Source organism: Rhizobium sp. AP16 (assembly GCF_000281735.1).
Taxonomy (GTDB): Bacteria; Pseudomonadota; Alphaproteobacteria; order Rhizobiales; family Rhizobiaceae; genus Rhizobium; species Rhizobium rhizogenes.
On sequence record NZ_AJVM01000017.1, the window covers coordinates 48,803 to 70,194 of the forward strand.

Here is a 21,392-nt window from a genome sequence, read left to right on the forward strand (position 1 = left end):
GCACCATTCTCGTCACCCGTGACGAGCGGATAGGTGTCGGCCCGGCCCCGGATTGGCGGTTTGTCCATTCCTGCCGTATACATGGTTCCGATAAACGCGTGGGGCAATCGCCCCGCACGGTCGGAACACACCACGCCTAAACGGAGTTCGAGATTGGCCGTTGCCTTCACCAAGGAAGAGAGTTTCGAAACTGCTTCGGAAACGCTGCTGCCTGACCGCCCGATTTCGCAGCATCCGAATCTTGTGACGGAAGCGGGATTGAAGGCTCTGGAGCTGCAGCTTCAGCAGGCGCGCGCGGCCTATGCTGCTGCGAGTACGATCGAAGACGTGAACGAACGACGGCGCCAGGCTGCCGGCCCCTTGCGTGATCTGCGCTACCTGGCGGAAAGAGTTCGCACGGCTCAGCCTATCCCTGCACCTGCTTCGATCGACACGGTTGCCTTTGGAAGCACGGTAACCTTCAGCCGTGACGACGGGCGTGTGCAGACCTATCGTATCGTCGGAGAAGACGAAGCGGACCCCAAGGCCGGCTCGATTTCCTTCGTGTCGCCGGTGGCAAAGCTGCTGATGGGCAAGGCGGTCGGGGATGTCGCAAGCGTAGGCGATCAGGAACTCGAGATCGTTGCCATCTCGTAGAATGAGCATTTGGCGACGAGGCTAAAGACGATCGTCTTCAGCCTTGCGCCACGCTTCCCCCAAAACAGCACTTGCATGACCACCTCCTAAGATGCTCCATGCGTTTCCCCCGCATCCACGAGTCTCCTGCCGCCGCCATGTTCAAAGATTTCTCCCTTCAAAGCGTGTTCATGGGCTGTCTCATCGCCTTTGTCGGTTTTGCCAGTTCCTTTGCGGTCATCGTGCATGGGTTGCAGGCGGTCGGGGCGACGGATGCGCAGGCGGCGTCCGGTTTGATGGCGTTGTCGGTTTCGATGGGTATTTGCGCCATTGTGGTCAGTGGCGTTACGAAGATGCCGATCAGCATTGCCTGGTCGACGCCGGGGGCGGCGTTGTTGGCCAGCAGCGGCGCGATTGAGGGTGGTTTTCCGGTGGCGGTGGGCGCGTTTTTGGTCTGCGCGGTGCTGATCGTGATTGCGGGCCTGTTTCGGCCGCTAGGGCGTGCCGTTGCCGCCATCCCGGCGCCGCTGGCGAATGCCATGCTGGCCGGTGTGCTGATCGGGCTCTGCTTTGCGCCGGTCAACGCGATCGCCTTCAATCCGTTGCTCGGCCTGCCCATCGTCCTTGCCTGGATCGTGGTCGGCGCGGTCAAGCGGCTCTGGGCGGTGCCGGCGGCGGTGGTCGCCTTTGCGCTGGTGCTGACGTTCGGAGTGAACATACCGGATGGAGCGCTGATGTCGCTGGAGCATTCGCTGCTGCCAAGCGTCGAACTGGTCAAGCCGGTCTTCACGCTCGCCGGGCTTGTCTCCATTGCGCTGCCGCTGTTCATCGTCACCATGGCGTCGCAGAATATTCCGGGGATCGCGGTGCTGAAGGTGCATCACTATGATCCGAAGCCCGGTCCGCTCTTTGCCGTCACCGGCCTGTTCTCGTTGCTGAGTGCGCCCTTCGGCGGTAATGCCGTCAATCTTGCCGCCGTCACCGCTGCCATGTGCGCCGGGCAGGACGCGCATGCCGATCCCAAGAGGCGTTATTGGGCGGCGATCATTGCGGGCGTCGTCTATATCGTCCTCGGATTGCTTGCGAGCGCCGTCATCGCCTTCGTGACGCTGGCGCCGCCCGTCCTGATCGAGGCGGTCGCCGGTCTGGCTCTGATCGGCGCTCTATCCAACTCTGCCATGAACGCTTTTCAAAGGGTGGAATCGCGCGAGGCGGCGGCGGTAACCTTTCTCGTTACGGCATCCGGCGTTTCCTTCGCCGGGATTTCCGGCGCCTTCTGGGGCCTGATTGCCGGCTTGTTGATGATGGCGCTCTCGCATTTGGTGCAAGTGCTGAAAAGATAAGCAGGGGGTTGCTTCCTTTCCGCCGCGCGGTTATAAGCGCGGTCATGAAGACGACTGGCGCAAAGATTTCCGAGCAGATTGTACGTGGGCGTATTGCCCTGCGTGACAATATGCGCGCCCTCACTTCGCTTCTTCTTCTCGGCCTTACGCGCGGTTGCCGGGTCCTTTGAGGAGCGCTCGGCGGCCGTAAAGCCCGCCCGGCCATCGCTCCTCGAGACATATCCCCAAAATCGACAGCATACCCCTAGCGGGTCCGTATTTGTCATCGCCAAGCCGCCTATGATCGGTTAATACGCGAGGCAAATGACGGGAAAGGAAGAGACGAAACCATGGACGCGAACAGCCATTCCCCCAAAGGCATGCCCGAAGCGGCGGTAAAATACCGCTCTTACCCGCAGATCAACATTCCCGACCGTACCTGGCCCTCCAAGGTCATCACCAAGGCGCCGATCTGGTGTTCCGTGGATCTGCGCGACGGCAACCAGGCGCTGGTCGACCCGATGGGTCACGACCGCAAGGCCCGCATGTTCCAGCTGCTGCTGGACATGGGCTTCAAGGAAATCGAGATCGGTTTCCCCTCGGCCTCGCAGACCGACTTCGATTTCGCCCGCTGGTGCATCGAGCAGGGCAACGTGCCGGCTGACGTGTCGCTGCAGGTTCTGGTGCAGTGCCGGCCCGAGCTGATCACCCGCACCTTCGAATCGCTGGAAGGCGCCAACAAGCCGATCGTGCATTTCTACAATTCCACCAGCGAATTGCAGCGCCGCGTGGTGTTCGCCAAGGATGTGCAAGGTATCAAGCAGATCGCCGTCGATGCGGCCAAGATGATCACCGACATGGCGGCCAAGGCCGGCGGTGGCTACCGGTTCGAATATTCGCCAGAAAGCTTTACCGGCACCGAGCTGGAAGTGGCGCTGGAAATCTGCAACGCCGTCATCGAGGTGGTGAAGCCGACGCCGGACAACAAGCTGATCATCAACCTGCCGTCCACCGTCGAAATGGCGACGCCGAACATCTATGCCGACCAGATCGAATGGATGTGCCGCAATCTCGACAATCGCGAAAACCTGCTGATTTCCCTGCATCCACACAATGACCGAGGCACCGGCATCGCTGCCGCAGAGCTGGCCCTGCTGGCCGGCGCCGACCGGGTCGAAGGTACGCTGTTCGGCAATGGCGAGCGCACCGGCAATGTCGATGTCGTCACCATGGCGCTGAACATGTTCACGCAAGGCGTCGATCCGGAGCTGGATTGCTCCAACATCGAACGCATGAAGGATGTCTTCGAATATTCCAACCAGATGGCGATCGGCGAACGTCACCCTTATGTCGGCGAACTGGTCTACACCGCCTTTTCCGGCTCGCATCAGGATGCGATCAACAAGGGCATGAAGGCGTCGAAAGTCGCCAACCATCCGGTCTGGGAAGTTCCTTATCTGCCGATCGACCCGCAGGATGTCGGCCGCTCCTACGAGGCGATCATTCGCATCAACTCGCAGTCGGGCAAGGGCGGCATCGCCTACATCATGCAGCAGGATTACGGTCTCAACCTGCCGCGCAACCTGCAGGTGGAATATCGCGAGGAGATCCAGCGGATCACCGATGAAGAAGGCAAGGAATTGCCTGCGAAGCGGATCTACGAGCATTTCATCGAGCGCTACGTGACGCAGCCTAATGGTCGCATCCGCTTCGTCGATCACCACACCTTTGCCGATCCCGAGCACAAGGGCCAGCGCATCGTCGCAGCCGAGATCACCGACAATGGCGAAGTGAAGCGCATCGAAGGCCGTGGCAACGGTCCGATCGACGGCTTCATCAATGCTCTCTCGATCTATCTCGGTATTCAGATGACGGTCGAGGACTATTCCGAGCATTCGCTGCACCACGGCTCGAACGCCGCAGCGATCTCCTATGTCGAGACCTCCTATCCGGGTGGCAAGCTCTTCGGTGCCGGCATCAACACCAACATCGTCGCCGCTTCCCTCGAGGCCATCGTCTCGGCGGCGAACCGCGTGCTCGATATCAAGGCGAAGAAGGCCTGAATTTCAGCCGCTAAAGTCTAGCGAAGACAAAATCCCCTCGAGATGATCGAGGGGATTTTTTGTTTCTGCTTATTCGGCCAAAGCGGGATCGTCGTCGCCGATGAAGCCGCCGGACTGGCGTGCCCAGAGAGCGGCGTAAATGCCGTTTCGACTGAGCAGTTCGCCATGCGTGCCATTCTCGACGATCCTCCCTTGGTCGAGAACGACGATGCGATCCATACGGGCGATGGTCGAGAGGCGGTGGGCGATGGCAATCACCGTCTTGCCCTCCATGACGCGATAGAGCGTATCCTGGATGACAGCCTCCACCTCCGAATCCAGAGCGGATGTAGCCTCGTCGAGCACGAGGATCGGCGCGTCCTTCAGGATGGCGCGGGCAAGCGCGATGCGCTGCCTCTGTCCGCCGGAAAGCTGGACGCCGCGCTCGCCGACATGTGCATCGTAGCCGGTGCGGCCTTCGTGGTCTCGCAGGGTGGCGACGAATCCGCTCGCGGCCGCCTTGTCGAGTGCCGCTGCAATCGCGCTCTCCGAAAAGCGCGGGTCTCCATGGGCGATGTTGTCTCGAACGGAGCGGTGGAGCAGGGCGGCATCCTGGCTGACCATGGCGATCTGCCGGCGCAGGCTTTCCTGGGCGATCCTGCTGATATCCTGGCCGTCGATCTCGATGGCGCCAGCTTCGGGATCGAAGAACCGCAGCAGCAGATTGACGAGTGTCGACTTGCCAGTGCCGGAGCGACCGACAAGGCCGATTTTTTCGCCCGGCGCTATCTGCAGCGAGACACCGTTCAGGCCGCCATTGCCCTTGCCGTAGTGGTGCGTCACGTCTCGGAAGGCGATCTCGCCGCTGTTGATGACAAGCTCGCGCGCATCGGGTTCATCCGCAATGACGAGCGGTTGCGCTACGGTCAGCAGCGATTGCCGCATGGCGCCGAAATGGCTGAACAGCGACGATACCGCATCGAGCATCCATTCGGCCATGCCGGTGATGCGAAAGCTCAAGGCGAGGGAGGCGGCGATGAGGCCAAGCGGCGCGCTGCCGCTCTGCCACAGGATGACGGCATAACCGACCAGCCCGACGATCAGAAAGCTGCCAAGGAACAGCATGCTAGAATTGACCATGACCTCGAGCTTCTGGACCCGTACGAACGTCTCGCGGGCTGCCGCGAAACGCTCCCGTCCTTCACGATCTTCCTCGGCCGCATTGGCGAAGAGCTTGATGATGTCGATATTGGCATAGGTATCGACCAGCATGCCGGTCAGGGAAGCATAGGCGCCTTGGAATTCCTCCGATGCCTTGCGCAGCTTGGGGATGACGACGGCCATCAGACCGAGATAGCAGCCGACCCAGATCAGCAGCGGCCAGATAAGACGCAGATCGATCGAGGCCATAAGCCAGAGCGAGCCGGCGACATAAATGATGACGAAGGACAGCGTATGCAGCACCGCATAGGCTGCTCCGGTGGCGGAGTTGCCGATATCGCGCACTTGGGCAGCGATACGTCCGGAAAAATCCTGGCGGAACCAACCCACCGATTGTCTGAGCACATGGCGATGGGCTCGCCAACGGACCAATGTCTCGGCGTTCGGGCGGAATGCGATGTCGTCGAGGCTTTCCCGGAGATAGCCGGCAATCGGCCGCCCGATGAGAATGAGCGCGGCAGCGGCAAGTAAGCCGGGGCCGTGGGATGCCCATAGCTGATCCGGGCGGGCGGCTGCCAGAATATCGACGAGCTGGCTGGTATAGCCGATCAGCCAGACTTCAATCGCCGCGCCGATAACGGTGAGCGCAAGGCTCATGGTCATGACGAAACGGAAGGGATGCAGATTGCTTTTGAGATACAGCCAGGCGTCCGACTGCGGGGTCAGGTCGTCATAGTGCTGGAATGGATCGACGAGCTTTTCGAAGCGACGAAACATGAGTGCCCTCCAGGGGCGAGAGATGGCAATTTGACGGATGGGCTGAGCAAACAGCCTTTCACGGCACTGCTTTTCAGCGGTGGTTTCCTGTACCGTGGGGTCTCATCAAAGTGCTCTCCTCTGAAAGTCGCTTGGTGGTTGTATAGCGCATGACGGCGGCGATGTCAGTAGGGTTTTCTGGCTCGTGCCATCGGCGCGGGTGCTCTCATCCAGTATTGACGTCAGTACTGCTCGTTAACTCAGAAGTACATGTAAAGATTGGAATTTGTAAAGAAAACACCCCTGATGGTGATCTTTAAATCTGTATTTTCGGAAATGCGTACGTGTGATATTTTTGAGACCCAACAAACTCATGGGGGAAATCATGCCACGCATTGCCAATCTATACTTCAAGACGGCGATTATATTCCTGATCATCGGAATCGGGATGGGTCTCAATATGGCGATCACCGAGGATCACAGCGTCATTGGCGCCCATGCACATGCGAATCTTCTCGGCTGGGTGACCATGGCGATATTCGGCGGTTATCATGCGCTGAACCCACGAAAGGCGGAAAGGCGGCTGGCGATGATCCAATATTACATCTACACGGCGGGCGTCGCGGTGATGGTGCCGTCGCTCTATTTCATGCTGCTCGGCAATATGGCCATGGAGCCGGTGGTGGCCGTGGCGTCGATCGTCACTTTCATCGGCGTACTGCTGTTCGCTGTCATCATCTTTACCGGCGAGCAAACTGCGACGACGGCTTTGCCTGCGCCGTCTCACTGATCCTGCAACGAGAGACGCGAATGGGTAGTCTGTTACTCCCGTCTCTCCGTGTTCAGGATTTAAGTCTTGGAAAGCTCGTCGCGACGCTTGATCAGGCGTTCGAGCTCTTCTTCCTGATCGGCGATGCGTTCCGATGCCCGTTCCTCGTCCGCTGCGCCGGAATAGGCGGCGGCTTGCTCGATCAATTCACGCAGGTTGCCCCTGATGACCGCAATACGCTCGTCAATCTCCGGGATAGTCAGAAAGATGTCGGACATGGTCGATCTCCAGGGAGGCATCCGTTGGGTGATCCCTACGGGTGCGATTGGCTGACAAACAGTATCCTCCCACCGGGGCAAGGCCGCAAGCCAGGACTTCGGCCAGCCGCCAGCTCAGATTTCCGTCGAGACGCGGTTGGCGATCTCGTCGAGCATTGCGTCGGAGGAGGGGCCGACGACGGCATAGGCGGTGCCGTTGCGATGCCAGGATACGATGCTCACATCGTCCTTGATCGTTTCATCGAGATTGCCGTTGTCCGCGACGCCGTCATCTTTCGTGAAACAGATGGCGATGATGTCACCATCGAGGTTCTTGTAGATCAACTGGCCGGCGGGCTTGCCGTCGGCAATGAACATGCGCGCGCCCTGGAAGACCAGCCCGTCGGCGGCAAGATCCGGCACGTTGAACTTCACGCCGACCGTGCTTGTCAGCCATTTGCTGATCTCGTCGGCTTCGGTCGCCTGCACTTCGACGACATGGTGCGGCTGGCGCGAATAGATGCGGTGGTAGGCGGCGATGTCGTCGAGCCAGGTGCGGCTCTGTGCCGAGGAGACCGGGGGAGCTGGGGGCGCGCTGGGCGGCAGGACACCAAGAAGATAGCCAATGCCGCCGCCGACGACGAAGAGGATGAGGGCGGTGGCGAGCGCTTGGCGTCCGGTCGGAGCAAGCTTGAGGGACGGTCGGGAAAGCCGGGGAGCGGGCTCACGCGCCTTCGGGGCCTGCGCGCTCTTGATGGAGCGCACCAGCGCCAGCGGCACGGGCTCCTTCAGCACTTCCTCGAAAGCCTTGCGGCCGACATCGGAGCCATGCCTCAGCTCGTCGAAAATCCGTCGCGCTTCCGGATCCGAGGCGATGAGCCGCTCCAGCTCGTCCTTCTCCTCACGGCTCGTCTCGCCGTCCATAAAGGCGGACAGGCGGGCTTCGAGCGGCATTTTCTTCATGTCCTGCAATGCTAAAACCTTCGCGGCGAACGACTGTGTCCCTGGGCGGCAAGGTGAAGGCGGGCGCTGGAAAGCCGCGACGTCACCGTCGACAGGGGGATGCCGAGAATATCGGCCGTCTGCTTGTAGCTGTGCCCTTCGATATCGACGAGCAGGAAGACACTGGCAAGTCCTTCGGGCAAAGATGTGACCATCCGGTGCGCTTCGCTCGCCTCGACCGGATTAACATGTATGCCCGGTGCCGCGAGTTCGCCTTGTTCCAGGGCGCCGCCCTTGGTGACGGAACGCAGGCGGTGGCGCCGTGCCTCGTCGACCCATTGATGGCGGGCCATGGTGTACAGCCAGCTTTCCAGCCGGCCGTCATTGTTCCAGAGATGGAATTTGGCAATACCGCGCTGACAGACGCTCTGCACTAGCTCATCCGCCTCGCTCAGATCGCCGGTCAATGTCACGGCGAAGCGCCGGAGCTTCGGGAGAAGGCCGACCAGATCGCGTCTGATATCGATGGCTGCTACCGGCGTCGGCATTGTCTTTCCAGGGAGCTGTCGAGGTTTGTCGTGTTGTGGGCGCCTTGCTGCAAAAGACAGCTTTTCTTAGTGAAAAAGCTGTGTGAGCCGAAGGATCGTTCCGTGTTGGTATGAACCATTTTCCTGCCGTTTCGCAAGTCTTCAAAAAGCGGTTGAACACTTCCTCTTCACGGTCTCACACGATCTTGAGAAAGACGATGCCCCATCGCCATCTCAATAGGTGATCTGACCTTTCAGCGATTGCTGCAGCGAGCGATAGGCCCAGCTGTTTTCGCCACCACGATCGCGAATTTCGACGAGCTGCACGCGTGCTGCCTGGACGTCGCCCTGTTCAAGCAAAGCCTGACCCATGTAGGAGCGCGCGAGGATATAGTTCTCGTCCCGCTGCAAGGCTTTTCGGTAGTAGCTCATGCCGAGCTCCATGCGACCGGCCTTGCGGTTGGAATAGCCGAGATAGTTGAGAATGCGGGGATCGTCCTGGTTTCTGGCGAGCTTCAGGACAGTGATGGCGTTGTCATATTGGCCGGCATAGGCGAACTCGCGCGCGGCCTGGAAAAGCTTGTCGTCGTTGAAGCCGCTTTTCTGCGGTTTCACGCACTTCTTCTTGTCCTTGTCCCAGACTTCGCCGTCCTTGCATTGGGTGGTCGTCTTGGTCTTCGGCGGCGGCGCGGTCTCGTCGCTCTCCGAGCCGGCGGCGAAGGCTTGCAGGCTGGTGCCGAGCAGAAACACAGCGGCAAGCGCCGTCATGGCGGAATTCTTCGTCGCGACGCGAAAGCCCATATCATCCTCCCGAAATCACCTGGATGGATTGTAGCTCCGGATATTCGAAAACGCTACCGAAACGATAGCTTCGCTTTCATAAAATACCACCTTTATCACGCCAGGATGTCGACGCCCTGGGTCTCCACGCCATCGCCATGGGCATTGAGGCTGAAGCGTTCGGCCTTGAGCTCCCACGCGCCCGGATGGCCGGCGATGGTGAAGAGATTATAGGCGGCGGCCGGCTTCAACCCGCCGGGGCCTTGCGAAGCGGACGCGATGCCGACGACGGGCACCGGGCCGATCGGGCCATTCAACCAATGCAGCGTATTCAGATGGGTATGGCCGTGCAGGACCAGCTCGGCGCCGCCGGTGGAGATCACGGCGGCAAAGCGGCGGATGCCGATCATGCGCTTGTAGAAGCTGGTGGCGCCGCGGATCGGCGGATGGTGGATCATCACCACGCGAAAGAGGCCGGCCTCGCCGGCGGCGCGCAGCATGTTCACCGTCTCGCGCGCCTGCCGGGCGGAAAAAAAGCCGCTTGCTGCAAAGGGGGGCGTGGCGACCGCCGTCGAGCAGCCGATCAGGGCGACGCGGTCGCGGATGCGAAGATAGGGAAAGACGTGCTGATCTTCCGGCCACTCCGGCGGGGCAAGATCTCCCTGAACATAGGGATACCAGGCGCGCATGGCCTTCTCGTAGGCGCCGGGCACATAGGCATCGTGGTTGCCGGGAACGACGGAGGTGAAGGCGGGGTCGCCAACGGTCTTCAGCCATTCGGCGGCGGTGCGGATCTCAATGCCGCTGCCGAGATTGACGAGATCGCCGGTTACGGCGAGATGGTCGGCCTGCTTCGCCCTGATATCGTCCAGAAGAAGATCGAGGGTGCCGCCGAAAAGATGCTTGCGCCGGTTTCGGTGCCAGTTCACAAATCCGGTAATGCGTTTGGAGGCGAGTTCTCTGATCGAAAGCCGGGGCAAGGGACCCAGATGAACGTCGGAAATATGCGCGAGTTTGAACATGGGTTGAGACATAGCCCAGTCCATTGTCAAAACAAATACATCCATTTGCCGCTAGCCGATCACATCGGCGGGGTCGCGGCATGAGCGACGGCGCTGCTCCCGACGAATCCCGCAGCTGGCGGGCACGGTTGCTTGGTTGGATGCTCCACAGCTATTTTGCGCTCACCCGCAGCATGACCCTGGGCGTGCGGGCTGCCTGTTTCGATGAGGAGGGGCGGATATTCCTGGTGCGGCATTCTTATATCGCCGGCTGGCACATGCCCGGCGGCGGCGTCGAGCGTCATGAGACGGTGGAGCACGCGCTGGCGAAGGAATTGCGGGAAGAAGGCAATCTGGCGATATCGGGCAGGCCGCAGCTCTTCCACGTCTATCTCAACAACCGCACCAGCAAGCGCGACCATGTCGTCTTCTTCCGCGTGCAAGTCGAGCAGACCGCGCCGCGCAAGCCGGATCTCGAGATCGTCGAAAGCGGCTTCTTTCCGCTCGACGCCCTGCCGATGGGGACGACCAAGGCGACGTATCGGCGGCTGAAGGAGCTGGAAGGGCGTGAAACGCCGTCGAACTATTGGTGACGGCTTTCGTGCCGAATATCATGACGCAGTTCGACGTGGAAAGCCAAACGGGCAGTATATGTGGAGCCTATCTCGCCCTTGGCGGGCGAGAAAGCAATTTCACTGGTTTAGGAATTGCGAAACCGGAGGCTCTACATGCTCAAAGCTCAGCGCAATTTCTAAGCCATTGAAATTGCAAGAGCGGGGGTCATGTTCTTGAGCGAAGTAGTTCAGGATTCAGTGCGTCCCTGCCTACTCCCTCTCTTGCAAAATCTAGCACTTAGCTGACGCTAAATGCTAGATTTTGCTTTCTCGCCCGCAAGGGGAGAGATTGATCGTACCTCAAGCCGCCTTCGCCAATCCTTCGCGCCCATGCGGGCGGTCAAAATCGAGATCGGGACCGACGGGGACGATGCCGGTCGGATTGATCGTTCGGTGGCTGCGGTAGTAGTGATCCTTGATATGCGTAAGGTTGGTCGTCTCGGCGACCCCAGGGACCTGATAGAGGTCACGCAGGTAGGCTGGCAGGTTGCGATAATCCTCGATGCGGCGGATGTTGCATTTGAAATGGCCAACATAGACGGCGTCGAAGCGGACGAGCGTGGTGAAGAGCCGCCAGTCGGCCTCGGTCAGCCGGTCGCCCAGGAGATAGCGGTTTGACTCCAGACGTGTATCGAGCATGTCGAGGGTTTCGAACAGGCGCAGCACATTCTGCTGGTAAGCTTCCTGTGTGCCGGCGAAGCCGGATTTGTAGACGCCGTTGTTGACCGTGTCGTAGACGACCTTGTTCAGGGCATCGATTCCGGCTCTGAGGTCCGTCGGGTAGAAATCGTCCTTCGAACCGGTCAGGCCATCGAAGGCGCTGTTGAACATGCGGATGATCTCGGCGGACTCATTGTTGACGATCGTACCAGTCTGCTTATCCCAGAGGACGGGAACGGTGACGCGGCCGGAATAGTGCGGATCTGCCTTGACGTAGATTTCCCAGAGCGCCTTTGCACCGAAGAGATGATCGACCGTGCCGCTATCCTTGTCTTTGAATTCCCAGCCATTTTCCAACATCAGCGGATCGACGACGGAAACGGAGATCAGGTCCTCGAGCTTCTTCAGTTTGCGGAAGATCAATGTGCGGTGCGCCCAGGGGCAGGCGAGCGAGACATAGAGATGGTAGCGTCCGGCCTCGGCCTTGAAGCCGCCCGTACCGCTCGGACCTGGTGTGCCATCGGCGGTGACCCAGTTGCGGAACTGCGAGGCGGCGCGCTTGAAATGGCCCTTGGTTTCCTTCGTATCGTACCAGACGTCATGCCAGACGCCGTCAACCAACATGCCCATTGCTCCATCCTTTCGGGGATACTGTCGAAAACTTGATCCGGAAGATACGGCATGCGTGCGGAATTTCGAGGCGATAAACGATGAACACTGCGTCACGTCATCATCCCGACACGATCATCCACCAACAAACCGTCGCCTACATTTTGCATTGGACGAACCGAAAATTTCCTGCTATCCGGCTTGTCACACTTTGAGGACCGCTTGTCATGAAAGCAACCAGAAGCCTGCGACGACGCCGATGATCCCGAACGCTCGAAAAGCGTTTTCGAGAACCATCCCGTCTGTCTATCTGGTTTCTTTGGTCTAATGTACAAGCACGATCTGGTCTACCTCACTGAGGATGCGTCGCACGACGCTGTCATCGAACTCATCAACGAAGAAGCATTCGGTCCCGGCCGGTTCGCCCGCGCTGCCGCGCGGATTCGCGAGCAGGGGCCGCATGACCGCTCGCTTTCCTTCATCTGCGCCGACGACGGCGAGACGATCGCCTCCGTCCGGATGACGCCGGTGCTTGCCGGCTCGGTCAAGGGGCATCTGCTCGGACCGCTCGCCGTCCGCCCGTCGCACAAGAACCGGGGCATCGGCCGGGAACTGGTGCGGATCGCGATCGAGGCCGCCAGGCGCAAGGGGTCGGAAGCCGTCATCCTGGTCGGCGATCCGCCCTATTACGGCCCGCTCGGCTTCGAAAAGGTCGCCTATAATGCGCTGGCATTTCCGGGGCCGGTCGATCCGGGCCGGGTGCTCGTCGTGCCGCTTGCTGTTGATACGCATGAGCGGCTGAAGGGCACGATTGCCTGGCATGATGACGCCGTATCGGCCGTCATTGCCGAGGACATTGACGACGAAGATCTGCCGCCGGTGGCGATCGCGGTCTAACCGCAACGATTTCCACAGAACCGGCCAAGTACTGCCCGCGCGCTCCTTCACGCGGGTATTTTTCATCTACCTGTCATACGGCCAACCTAGAGTTTTGCCTGTTCTGATGAAGAGCGATTGCGAAACTTTTGGGGGTAGTGCAATGACTGAAAATCTCACGCAAAAAGATATATTTCCGACCAGTCAGCTGGAAGACGCTGACGGGGAAGGCCATAACTGTACCGACAATCCGACGATGGGGGAAATCATCGGACGTCGCTTTTCCCGCCGCGGCTTCCTGCAAGGGTCGCTCGCTGTTTCCGCTATCGCTGCGACGGTGGGGCCGCTCGCATTGGTAAGCGCGGAAAAGGCACGCGCGGCCGGCGGCTCGGCCTTCGCCTTCAAGGAAGTCGAAGCCGGCGTCGATGCCGATCACCATGTCGCCGAAGGCTATGACGCCAATGTGCTGTTGCGCTGGGGCGATGCGCTCTTTGCCGATTCACCGGTCTTCGATCCGAAGAACCAGAGCGCCGAGGCACAGCGCCGCCAGTTCGGCTACAACAACGATTATGTCGGCTATATCCCGCTGGAGGGTTCCTCCGAACATGGGCTGCTGGTGGTCAATCACGAATATACCAACCCGCATCTGATGTTTCCGGGCCTGGTGACGATCGCCGACGGCAAGATCAAGCAAGCGCCGCTCAGCAAGGAGCAGGTCGATATCGAGATGGCCGCCCATGGCGGCACCATCGTCGAGATCCGCAAGGTCGACGGCAAGTGGCAGGTCGTTCCGGGCGGCAAATACAATCGCCGTATCACCGCGACGACCGAGATGCAGTTGACCGGTCCGGCTGCCGGCAATGATCGGTTGAAGACCTCGGCCGACGCGACCGGCGCCAAGATTTTCGGTACGCTCAACAATTGCGCCGGCGGCGTTACGCCCTGGGGCACCTACATCATGGCCGAGGAGAACTTCCACGGCTATTTCTCCGGCAAGCTGCCCGAAGGCCACAAGGAAGCGGCCAACTACAAGCGCTACGGCGTGCCGGAAGGCGGCTATGAATGGGCGAATTTCTACGACCGGTTCGATCTCTCCAAGGAGCCGCATGAGCCGAACCGCTATGGCTGGGTCGTCGAAGTCGACGTTTTCGATCCGCAATCCGTGCCGAAGAAGCGCACCGCACTCGGTCGCACCAAGCATGAGGGTGCTGCCAATATCGTTTCCAAGGATGGCCGCGTGGTCCTCTATCTCGGCGACGACGAACGGTTCGACTATGTCTACAAGTTCGTGACGGCCGGTACCTTTAATGCCGCCGACCGAGCCGCCAATCTCGATCTGCTCGACAATGGCACGCTCTATGTCGCCAAGTTCTCCGAGGATGGTACGCTCGCGTGGCTGCCGCTGACGTTCGGACAGGGGCCGCTGACGGCGGAACACGGCTTTGCCAGCCAGGCCGACGTGCTGATCGAAACGCGCCGTGCCGCCGATCTGCTCGGCGCGACCAAGATGGACCGGCCGGAAGACATCGAACCCAATGCCGTCAATGGCAAGGTCTATGTCATGCTGACCAACAACAGCAAGCGCAAGGCCGATCAAATCGACGCCGCCAATCCGCGCGCCGACAACGCCTTCGGCCACATCATCGAGATCAGCGAAGAGGATGGCGTGTTTTCGGCGACCAAGGGCAAGTGGGAAGTGCTGCTGAAATGCGGCGATCCCTCCGTTGCCGCCGTCGGGGCTTCCTTCTCGACCGAGACGACGAAGAATGGCTGGTTCGGCATGCCGGATAACTGTTCCATCGATGCCGCCGGCCGTCTCTGGGTGGCGACCGACGGCAACAGCAACAAGGTGACCGGCCGTACCGATGGCCTCTGGGCCGTCGATACGGAAGGCGATGCGCGGGCGACCTCGAAACTGTTCTATCGCGTTCCCGTCGGCGCCGAGCTTTGCGGTCCGCTGTTCCTGCCCGATGATCAAACGGCTTTCGTCGCTGTGCAGCATCCGGGCGATGGCGGCGATGACTGGTCTGGTCACGGCCGTCCGTCCTATTACGAGGATCTGTCGACACGCTGGCCGGACTTCAAGCCGGACATGCCGGTGCGTCCCGCCGTGGTGGCTATCACCAAGACCGGCGGCGGCAAGATCGCCGTCTAAAGCATTGTAAAGAGCAGCCTATCGCCCCGTCTGCCTTAGCGGGGCGATAGTTTTTTCTGCAGGAAATAACGGCTGCGACCTGCAGGGAAGTCCGGCAACTCGCCGAAGATGGCGTAGCCCTGCCGCTGATAGGCGCGCAGTGCCTGCGGATTGAAGGTATCGATCCAGGCGCCGAAACAACCTCGCGCCAACGCTTCCGCCTCCGCCGCTTCCAGCAGCTTGCCGGCCGTGCCCTGGCCACGCAATGTTTCCGGCACGAACAGCCATGCCGTGAACAGCCAGCCCCAGGCCGTGTAGCCCGAGGCGCCGCCGATGGTTTTGCCGCTTTCATCGCGGATCAGGACGGCGAGCGCGCGGCGCTCGGACGGACCGACATCGGCAGCATTGAAGGCGGTCAGGCCTTCGCTGATCGCCGCGAGGTCGCTTTCGGAAGGAGTGTCCGTTACATCAAGTCGCGACATGGTGCTCACCGTCCTTCACGCCACCACATGGCGGAAAAGCCAAAGAGGAGGGCGGCAAGACCGGCAAAGCCCGCAAAGAGCGGCAGGTTGTTGATGCCCTTCAGGATGGTTTCGTCGGTCATGCGAATGGTCAGGCGCTGATCGTCGGCGACACGCACGGCACCGCGCACCGGCAGGATCGGCGGGACGGTGACGCCACCGCCTGCGGTCGCAACCCGGGCAACGAGACCCTTGGTCTTTTCCGCCAAAGGCTTCAGCGTCTCCGTCGTCGAGATCATCGCCTTGAACTCCGGCGCATCGACGGCGCCGACATGCACCAGCGTCGAGAGATTGCCGTTGGCGATCTGGTAGAGCCCGATCTCGTCCATGCGCTTGTCAGCCTGGTAGAGCCCCGGCTCGGTCTGCTTCAGCGGCAATGTCTGTGTCTTGCCGGAGGGAGACTTGATCGTGGCGGGGCCGGGGTCGTCGCCGATCGTCTGGCGGGTCACCTCCAGCGTGCGGCCGGCGGCGCGCGCCGTCAGCGCCTCTTCCTCGAGCGCCGGCTCCTTCAGCAGCCAGTGGGCGATGCGGCGATAGAGCGACACATGCGGGCCACCACCTTCGAAGCCGCGTGCCCAGAGCCAGCCTTCATCGGACAGCAGCATGGCGACACGGCCCTGGCCGACGCGGTTCAGCACCAGCAGCGGATTGCTGTCGGCGCCGACCATCACGGTCTGGCCCTGCGGCTTCTCGACATCGACGCTGCGGAACCAACGGCCCCAATGCGGCGGTTCGGTATCCGATCCGTCGAGGCCGCGCGTGACCGGATGCTTGCGGCCCTGATCCGACAGGCGCGGATAGAAGGGCTTCTCGATCATCTGCCCGGTCGGCTCGGCCGGGAGCACCGCGGAAAGCGGTGTCAGCGCGATCGAATTGCCGGCCGCGTGTTCAGGGCCGGCGGCCACCAGCAGCGCGCCGCCGTTTTCGACATATTGGGCCATGTAGTCGTAATAGATCGTCGGCAGGACGTTGGGACGGTCCTGGTAACGGTCGAAAATGATCAGGTCGAACGAGTTGATCTTGTCGACGAAGAGTTCGCGTGTCGGGAAAGCGATCAACGACAACTCATTGATTGGCGTACCATCCTGCTTGTCCGGTGGGCGCAGGATGGTGAAGTGGACGAGATCGACGGAGGCGTCCGATTTCAGCAGATTGCGCCAGGCGCGTTCGCCGGCATGCGGCTCGCCGGAAACCAGCAGCACGCGCATGTTCTGGCGGATGCCTTCGATCATCTGGACGGTGCGGTTGTTGATGGGCGTCACTTCGCCTGGCACTTCGGCAACGGCGAATTCGAGCACGTTGTTGCCGGCGCGCGGCACCTTGAAGCTGAAGGGTGTATCCTGACCGGGTGTCGCCTGCAGCGTCGCAATCTCATCGCCGTTCATCTTGACGGTGACGTCTGCCGTACCGCCGGGGCTCTTGCCGTCGTCGATGACACGCAGCACGAGTTGTTGCTCGTCATTGACGATGCCGAAGCGCGGCGCGCGCACCACTTCGATGCGACGGTCGAACTCATCCGGCTTGCCGGTGATCAGCCCGTGGATCGGTGCGTCGAAGCCAAGCGCCTGGTTGACGCCTGGAATATCGTGGATCTGACCGTCCGTCAGGAAGATCGCGCCGCCCACGCGGGCGGGCGGGACATCGGCGATTGCCGAGGAGAGTGCGGAGAAGAGCCGTGTCGAGGGAGACTCGGATTCGGCGGGTTCTCGCACTTCGACGATGCGCGGCTCGATGCGCGGGAATTGCGCCAGCCGGTCCTTCAGCGCGTCCAGCGCTTCGTCGGTCATCTTGATGCGCTCCGGCGTCTGCTGGCTCAGGCTGCGGTCGACGATGACGGGGACGATGGTGGAGAGCTGGTCGCGATCCTCCTGCATCAACACGGGATTGGCGAGTGCGGCCAAGAGGGCGAAGGCAGCCAGCGCGCGGACCCAGCCGCCACGCATGCGCCGGAAGACCGCGAGCGCGGCAATGGCAAGCGTGATCACCGCGAGGGCGGCGAGAACGGGCCAGGGCAGGAAGGGGGCGAAACCGATATTCATTCTATTGCCCCAACCGTTCCAGGATATCAGGGATATGCACCTGGTCGGCCTTATAGTTGCCGGTCAGCATGTACATCATGATGTTGACGCCGGTGCGATAGGCATATTCGCGCTGCGTCTCGTCAGGCGGCACTGTCGGTAGCAGCGGCGCGCCATTGTCGCCGATCGCCCAGGCGCCGGCGAAATCATTGCCGGTGATCATGATCGGGGTCACGCCATCCGCCGAAGTCACGGCATTGCCGTCGCCGCGCGTATCCTGTCGTGCTTCGATCCACAACGGACTGTCGGCGTAACGGCCGGGAAAGCTGGAGAGCAGATAGAAAGACTTCGTCAGCACATGGCCTTTCGGCACAGGCTCCAGCGCGGGAATATCGAGATTGGCGAGGATTTCCTGCAGCCGCTGGCCGTTCGGGCTCGGCGTGGTGTTGTCGCCCATGGTGTCGATGGCGTCGCGCGTGTCGAAGAGCACGGTGCCGCCGTTGCGCATATAGGCGTCGATGCGGTTGATGGCATCGTTAGATGGCATCGGCGCGGTGGCGGAAATCGGCCAGTAGATGATCGGATAGAAGGCGAGCTCGTCTTTGGCGGGATCCAGCGCGACCGGAGGACCGGGCTCCAGCGTCGTGCGATAGGTCAGAAAATCGGAAAGGCCGGCAAGGCCACGCTCGGAAATACGGTCGACCTCGGACTCGCCGGTGACGACATAGGCAAGATGCGTCTTGTCGAGCCGCGAGAAGATGGTGTCGTCGCCGGGTTTGGAATCGTCGGCCGAGGCGCTGCCCGGATGCAGGAAGGTGGCAACCGAAACTGCGAGCAGCAACATCGCGGCACCGGTTGCGGCCGTCTTCGTCGACTTGCGAAGGCGTGGGAAAGCGCCGTTCATGAAGAGCACGATCAGGCTGTCTGCAAGCAGGACCAGGAAGGCGATGGTGAAAAGGATTGGTTTGGCCGACCAGGCTTCACCGCCGATGAGGCCTTCTTGCGCGACCGAGAGGCCCGTTGCGGAGGCATCCAGGGGCCTCAGTTGCGCGCCGTCCGGCAGAACATTGAGTGCCGCAAAGCCTTCTTCCGAACCGTAGAGGCCGGGTGGATTGTCGAAATTAGCGGTGATGGTGCCTTTGTTGTTCTGTTCGAGCGGACGGGCAGCGCCGGTTTCGCTGATCAGCGCACCCTTGGCGGTCAGCAGCCGGTAGGGCGGCATGGCTTCGCTGGTCTTCGGCGCGCTATTGCCCGAGTTAACGCCGCCGGACCGGGAGAGCTGCACGATACGGCGCAGCATTTCGACGAAGTCACCCGAGATCGGCAGATCGGACCATTGCGGTTCGGCGCTGACATGGAAGAGGACGATGCGTCCGGCCTTCATCTGCTTTTCGGTCACCAGCGGCGTGCCGTCGGCAAGGCTTGCCCAGGTGCGTTCCGCAAGATCAGGCGTCGGCTCGGCCAGCACTTGCCGCTTGATAAGCACGTTGGCGGGCTTCGGCATGCCGGCGAAAGGGCCGAAGGTGGGGAAATCGGCGAGCGGTTGCGGTTCGGCCCAGGAGAGTGCGCCGCCGAAGGTGCGTTCGCCCTGGCGCAGCGTTACCGGAACCAGCGGGTCGTCGGCGGGAGCGGCGGCGAGGCGCGGTCCGGCGAAGCGCACCAGCGTGCCGCCATTCTGGATCCATTGCTGCAGCGGGCCATAGCTTTCCTGCGGCAGGCGACCGACATCGGCCATGATGATCACGGATGGATTGCCGGCGAGCAGTTCAGGGATCGACTTTGCCAGATCGGCGCTGTTCGGCTGGACCAGGTCGGCATAGGGCTGCAGGGCGCGCTGGATATAATAAAGCGGCGACAGGATCGGCTGGAATTCGTCGGCGGCCTGCCCGGACAGCAGCGCAACGCGCCGGCGCTTGAAGCCGTCGTCGAGCAGATGCACGGTGCCGGCGCTCGCATGCCGGTCGATGCTGATGCGCGCGAAATCGTTGCGCATCTCGAAGGGAGCAGCGATGGAGCCGGTCGCAACCGTCTGACCGCCGGCGAAGTTCAGCGAACCCGCCGCGATCGGCCGTCCCTGGTTGTCGAGGGCGGATAGCCCCAGCCGGAGCGGGTTGGTGGCGTTCAGCCGCGTCGCGGTAACCGTCATGTCATTGGCGGCATTGGTGGCGCCGGTGATCGCCAGCACATCGCCGCCGTCGCCCTGGATCAGGCGCAGCTCGCTCGGCTTCAAGGCGGCGAGCTGGGTGAGGATATCGTCCTTGTCCTTGCTTTCGACGCCGTCGGAGAGGAAGGCGATCGTGCCCGGCTCGGTGCCGTTGAGGGCGGACTTGATGGCCTGGGCCGCGCGCTGACGATCGGGCACCAGCGGTCTCGGATTGATCGCATGCAGCCTGTCGCGGGCAGTTGTCGCAGCGCCGGGCGTGCTGTCGTTGCTCTGTTCGGCGGTAAACGCGATGGACACGGGTATGCCCTTGGCGTCGGCATCGTCGATCAGTGCATCGGCCGTCTGCACGCGGCGCTCCCAGTCGGAGGCTGTCGCCCAGCTATTGTCGATGAGCAGCACCAGCGGACCGCTGCTCGACAGCGTATTGGTGCGCGGATTGAACATCGGATTGGCGATGGCAAGGATGACGAGGGCGGCGAGTGCCATGCGCAGCAGCGTCAACCACCAGGGGCTGCGCGCCGGCGTTTCCTCACGCTTCAGAATTTTTGCCAGGATGCGCAGAGGCGGAAAGACCTCCGCCCTTGGATGCGGCGGGGTGAGACGCAGCAGCCACCAGATCGCCGGAAGCAGGATCAGGGCGCCAAGGATTGCGGGGGAGGCGAATGCGAAGGAGAGACCGCTCATGGCTGCCCTCCAGATATCGCCCGGGCCGGCATGCCGGAAAGATACATATGCACGGCGACCAGCGCCTCCGATGCCAGCCGGTCGGTGCGGTGGCTTACGAAGGTCCAGCCGAGATGGCGGAGCGATCGGCCGAGACTGTCGCGACGGGCGAGATAGGCGCGCTGATAATCCTCGCGCAGGTTTTCCGCCCGTCCGGCTACCAGCTTCGTGCCGGTTTCCGGGTCGCTGAACTCGGTGCGGCCGCTATAGGGAAAGATTTCCTCCGCCGGGTCGGCGATCTCGACCACATGGCCGCGCAGTCCCCGGCGGCCAAGCGGCCCGATCCGGCTCATGACATCGTCGGCATCATCCAGAAAATCGCCTATCAGTACGATATCGCTCCAGCCGCGGATCATGCTTGTCTGCGGCAGTCCGCCTTCGAGCGGCGTGTGCATCAGCGCCGCCGCCAGCCGTTCGGCGGCATTGCGGGTGGAGACCGGCTCCATGATACCGGGGCAACCGACACGCTCGCCGGAACGGGCGAGAATTTCGGCAAGCGCCAGCATCAGCACCAGCGCGCGGCTTTCCTTGGAGACATGGCCGTAGGTCGATTTGTACATCATCGACGGCGACATGTCGGCCCAGAGCCAGATTGTGTGCGCAGCTTCCCATTCATGGTCGCGGATATAGGTATGATCGTCGCGGGCCGAGCGGCGCCAGTCGATGCGCGACAGGCTTTCACCCTCGCTATAGGGGCGGAACTGCCAGAAATTCTCGCCGATGCCGCGCTTGCGCCGGCCATGCCAGCCGGCAATGACGGTGTTGGCGATGCGCTTGGCTTCGACGAGGCAATCCGGCACGAGGGCGGCACGGCTGCGAGCGCGGGAGAGGGCATCATTGCCTGAGGTCGGGCTGACGATCTGTCCGATGGATGCCACGCGCTTATACTCTCCTCGATATC

At 61.5% G+C, this 21,392-nt stretch carries 18 protein-coding genes; 7 read left to right on the top strand and 11 right to left on the bottom strand.

Translation table 11 applies throughout. From position 1 onward, the window contains the following. Positions 1 to 153 precede the first annotated feature (153 nt). From greA to leuA, 3 genes are all read left to right on the top strand, one after another. The gene (gene greA, locus PMI03_RS09845) at positions 154 to 636 is read left to right on the top strand and encodes a transcription elongation factor GreA (protein WP_007692468.1); all 483 of its coding nucleotides are present in this window, start codon (positions 154 to 156) and stop codon (positions 634 to 636) included. 137 nt (positions 637 to 773) lie between these two features. Next, a complete protein-coding gene (locus tag PMI03_RS09850; RefSeq protein WP_085997444.1) occupies positions 774 to 1,958 on the top strand; it encodes a benzoate/H(+) symporter BenE family transporter in 1,185 nt (394 codons plus the stop codon). A gap of 329 nt (positions 1,959 to 2,287) precedes the next feature. Continuing rightward, entirely contained in the window at positions 2,288 to 4,000 is a 1,713-nt protein-coding gene (gene leuA, locus PMI03_RS09855) for a 2-isopropylmalate synthase (protein WP_007692474.1), read from the top strand. Between the two features lie 69 nt (positions 4,001 to 4,069). On the opposite strand, the gene PMI03_RS09860 is transcribed toward leuA, so the two are convergent. Continuing rightward, positions 4,070 to 5,917 carry an ABC transporter ATP-binding protein gene (locus PMI03_RS09860; RefSeq protein ID WP_007692475.1) on the bottom strand — a complete coding sequence of 616 codons (1,848 nt, stop codon included), beginning with the start codon at positions 5,915 to 5,917 and terminating at the stop codon, positions 4,070 to 4,072. A 364-nt stretch (positions 5,918 to 6,281) separates the two neighbouring features. On the opposite strand from PMI03_RS09860, the gene PMI03_RS09865 reads away from it, so the two are divergent. After that, entirely contained in the window at positions 6,282 to 6,686 is a 405-nt protein-coding gene (locus PMI03_RS09865) for a hypothetical protein (protein WP_007692476.1), read from the top strand. 59 nt (positions 6,687 to 6,745) lie between these two features. Here PMI03_RS09865 and PMI03_RS09870 read toward each other — a convergent pair whose 3' ends face one another. The 5 genes from PMI03_RS09870 to PMI03_RS09890 all read right to left on the bottom strand — a co-directional run bounded on the left by PMI03_RS09870 (position 6,746) and on the right by PMI03_RS09890 (position 10,205). Next, positions 6,746 to 6,943 carry a hypothetical protein gene (locus PMI03_RS09870; protein ID WP_007692482.1) on the bottom strand — a complete coding sequence of 66 codons (198 nt, stop codon included), beginning with the start codon at positions 6,941 to 6,943 and terminating at the stop codon, positions 6,746 to 6,748. 114 nt (positions 6,944 to 7,057) lie between these two features. After that, on the bottom strand, positions 7,058 to 7,876 hold the full coding sequence (locus PMI03_RS09875) for an anti-sigma factor (protein WP_007692483.1): 819 nt from the start codon (positions 7,874 to 7,876) through the stop codon (positions 7,058 to 7,060). 20 nt (positions 7,877 to 7,896) lie between these two features. Continuing rightward, complete coding sequence (locus PMI03_RS09880) at positions 7,897 to 8,412, bottom strand: RNA polymerase sigma factor (protein WP_007692485.1); 516 nt, start codon at positions 8,410 to 8,412, stop codon at positions 7,897 to 7,899. Between the two features lie 213 nt (positions 8,413 to 8,625). Then, positions 8,626 to 9,159 carry a tetratricopeptide repeat protein gene (locus PMI03_RS09885; protein ID WP_374189890.1) on the bottom strand — a complete coding sequence of 178 codons (534 nt, stop codon included), beginning with the start codon at positions 9,157 to 9,159 and terminating at the stop codon, positions 8,626 to 8,628. Positions 9,160 to 9,287: 128 nt separating this feature from the next. Next, positions 9,288 to 10,205, bottom strand: a complete 918-nt coding sequence (locus PMI03_RS09890) for a metallophosphoesterase (protein ID WP_007692493.1) — start codon at positions 10,203 to 10,205, stop codon at positions 9,288 to 9,290. 68 nt (positions 10,206 to 10,273) lie between these two features. Here PMI03_RS09890 and PMI03_RS09895 point away from each other — a divergent pair, with 68 nt between their 5' ends. Then, positions 10,274 to 10,765: an NUDIX domain-containing protein gene (locus PMI03_RS09895; RefSeq protein ID WP_007692495.1), complete on the top strand. Its 492-nt coding sequence runs from the start codon at positions 10,274 to 10,276 to the stop codon at positions 10,763 to 10,765. Positions 10,766 to 11,086: 321 nt separating this feature from the next. On the opposite strand, the gene PMI03_RS09900 is transcribed toward PMI03_RS09895, so the two are convergent. Then, on the bottom strand, positions 11,087 to 12,076 hold the full coding sequence (locus PMI03_RS09900; protein WP_039973748.1) for a glutathione S-transferase family protein: 990 nt from the start codon (positions 12,074 to 12,076) through the stop codon (positions 11,087 to 11,089). A gap of 306 nt (positions 12,077 to 12,382) precedes the next feature. On the opposite strand from PMI03_RS09900, the gene PMI03_RS09905 reads away from it, so the two are divergent. Both PMI03_RS09905 and PMI03_RS09910 read left to right on the top strand, forming a co-directional pair. Beyond that, the gene (locus PMI03_RS09905; protein ID WP_007692500.1) at positions 12,383 to 12,952 is read left to right on the top strand and encodes a GNAT family N-acetyltransferase; all 570 of its coding nucleotides are present in this window, start codon (positions 12,383 to 12,385) and stop codon (positions 12,950 to 12,952) included. A gap of 142 nt (positions 12,953 to 13,094) precedes the next feature. After that, a complete protein-coding gene (locus PMI03_RS09910) occupies positions 13,095 to 15,086 on the top strand; it encodes a PhoX family phosphatase (protein WP_007692501.1) in 1,992 nt (663 codons plus the stop codon). A gap of 35 nt (positions 15,087 to 15,121) precedes the next feature. On the opposite strand, the gene PMI03_RS09915 is transcribed toward PMI03_RS09910, so the two are convergent. From PMI03_RS09915 to PMI03_RS09930, 4 genes are read right to left on the bottom strand one after another with little or no spacing between them, the layout of a single operon-like run. Next, positions 15,122 to 15,547, bottom strand: coding sequence for a GNAT family N-acetyltransferase (locus PMI03_RS09915; protein ID WP_007692502.1), 426 nt, complete (start codon positions 15,545 to 15,547; stop codon positions 15,122 to 15,124). 5 nt (positions 15,548 to 15,552) lie between these two features. Beyond that, entirely contained in the window at positions 15,553 to 17,625 is a 2,073-nt protein-coding gene (locus PMI03_RS09920) for a hypothetical protein (RefSeq protein ID WP_007692504.1), read from the bottom strand. A 1-nt stretch (position 17,626) separates the two neighbouring features. Next, the gene (locus PMI03_RS09925; RefSeq protein ID WP_007692506.1) at positions 17,627 to 20,452 is read right to left on the bottom strand and encodes a DUF4159 domain-containing protein; all 2,826 of its coding nucleotides are present in this window, start codon (positions 20,450 to 20,452) and stop codon (positions 17,627 to 17,629) included. After that, a complete protein-coding gene (locus PMI03_RS09930) occupies positions 20,449 to 21,369 on the bottom strand; it encodes a DUF58 domain-containing protein (protein WP_007692508.1) in 921 nt (306 codons plus the stop codon). The genes PMI03_RS09925 and PMI03_RS09930 overlap by 4 nt, the downstream gene beginning before the upstream one ends. Positions 21,370 to 21,392: the final 23 nt, after the last annotated feature.

Excerpts from the sequence above, each read along its gene's own strand:
- PMI03_RS09850 (WP_085997444.1), top strand. The coding sequence starts at position 774 with ATGTTCAAAGATTTCTCCCTTCAAAGCGTGTTCATGGGCTGTCTCATC.
- leuA (WP_007692474.1), top strand. The coding sequence starts at position 2,288 with ATGGACGCGAACAGCCATTCCCCCAAAGGCATGCCCGAAGCGGCGGTA.
- PMI03_RS09860 (WP_007692475.1), bottom strand. The coding sequence starts at position 5,917 with ATGTTTCGTCGCTTCGAAAAGCTCGTCGATCCATTCCAGCACTATGAC.
- PMI03_RS09865 (WP_007692476.1), top strand. The coding sequence starts at position 6,282 with ATGCCACGCATTGCCAATCTATACTTCAAGACGGCGATTATATTCCTG.
- PMI03_RS09870 (WP_007692482.1), bottom strand. The coding sequence starts at position 6,943 with ATGTCCGACATCTTTCTGACTATCCCGGAGATTGACGAGCGTATTGCG.
- PMI03_RS09875 (WP_007692483.1), bottom strand. The coding sequence starts at position 7,876 with ATGCCGCTCGAAGCCCGCCTGTCCGCCTTTATGGACGGCGAGACGAGC.
- PMI03_RS09880 (WP_007692485.1), bottom strand. The coding sequence starts at position 8,412 with ATGCCGACGCCGGTAGCAGCCATCGATATCAGACGCGATCTGGTCGGC.
- PMI03_RS09885 (WP_374189890.1), bottom strand. The coding sequence starts at position 9,159 with ATGACGGCGCTTGCCGCTGTGTTTCTGCTCGGCACCAGCCTGCAAGCC.
- PMI03_RS09890 (WP_007692493.1), bottom strand. The coding sequence starts at position 10,205 with ATGTCTCAACCCATGTTCAAACTCGCGCATATTTCCGACGTTCATCTG.
- PMI03_RS09895 (WP_007692495.1), top strand. The coding sequence starts at position 10,274 with ATGAGCGACGGCGCTGCTCCCGACGAATCCCGCAGCTGGCGGGCACGG.
- PMI03_RS09900 (WP_039973748.1), bottom strand. The coding sequence starts at position 12,076 with ATGGGCATGTTGGTTGACGGCGTCTGGCATGACGTCTGGTACGATACG.
- PMI03_RS09905 (WP_007692500.1), top strand. The coding sequence starts at position 12,383 with ATGTACAAGCACGATCTGGTCTACCTCACTGAGGATGCGTCGCACGAC.
- PMI03_RS09910 (WP_007692501.1), top strand. The coding sequence starts at position 13,095 with ATGACTGAAAATCTCACGCAAAAAGATATATTTCCGACCAGTCAGCTG.
- PMI03_RS09915 (WP_007692502.1), bottom strand. The coding sequence starts at position 15,547 with ATGTCGCGACTTGATGTAACGGACACTCCTTCCGAAAGCGACCTCGCG.
- PMI03_RS09920 (WP_007692504.1), bottom strand. The coding sequence starts at position 17,625 with ATGAATATCGGTTTCGCCCCCTTCCTGCCCTGGCCCGTTCTCGCCGCC.
- PMI03_RS09925 (WP_007692506.1), bottom strand. The coding sequence starts at position 20,452 with ATGAGCGGTCTCTCCTTCGCATTCGCCTCCCCCGCAATCCTTGGCGCC.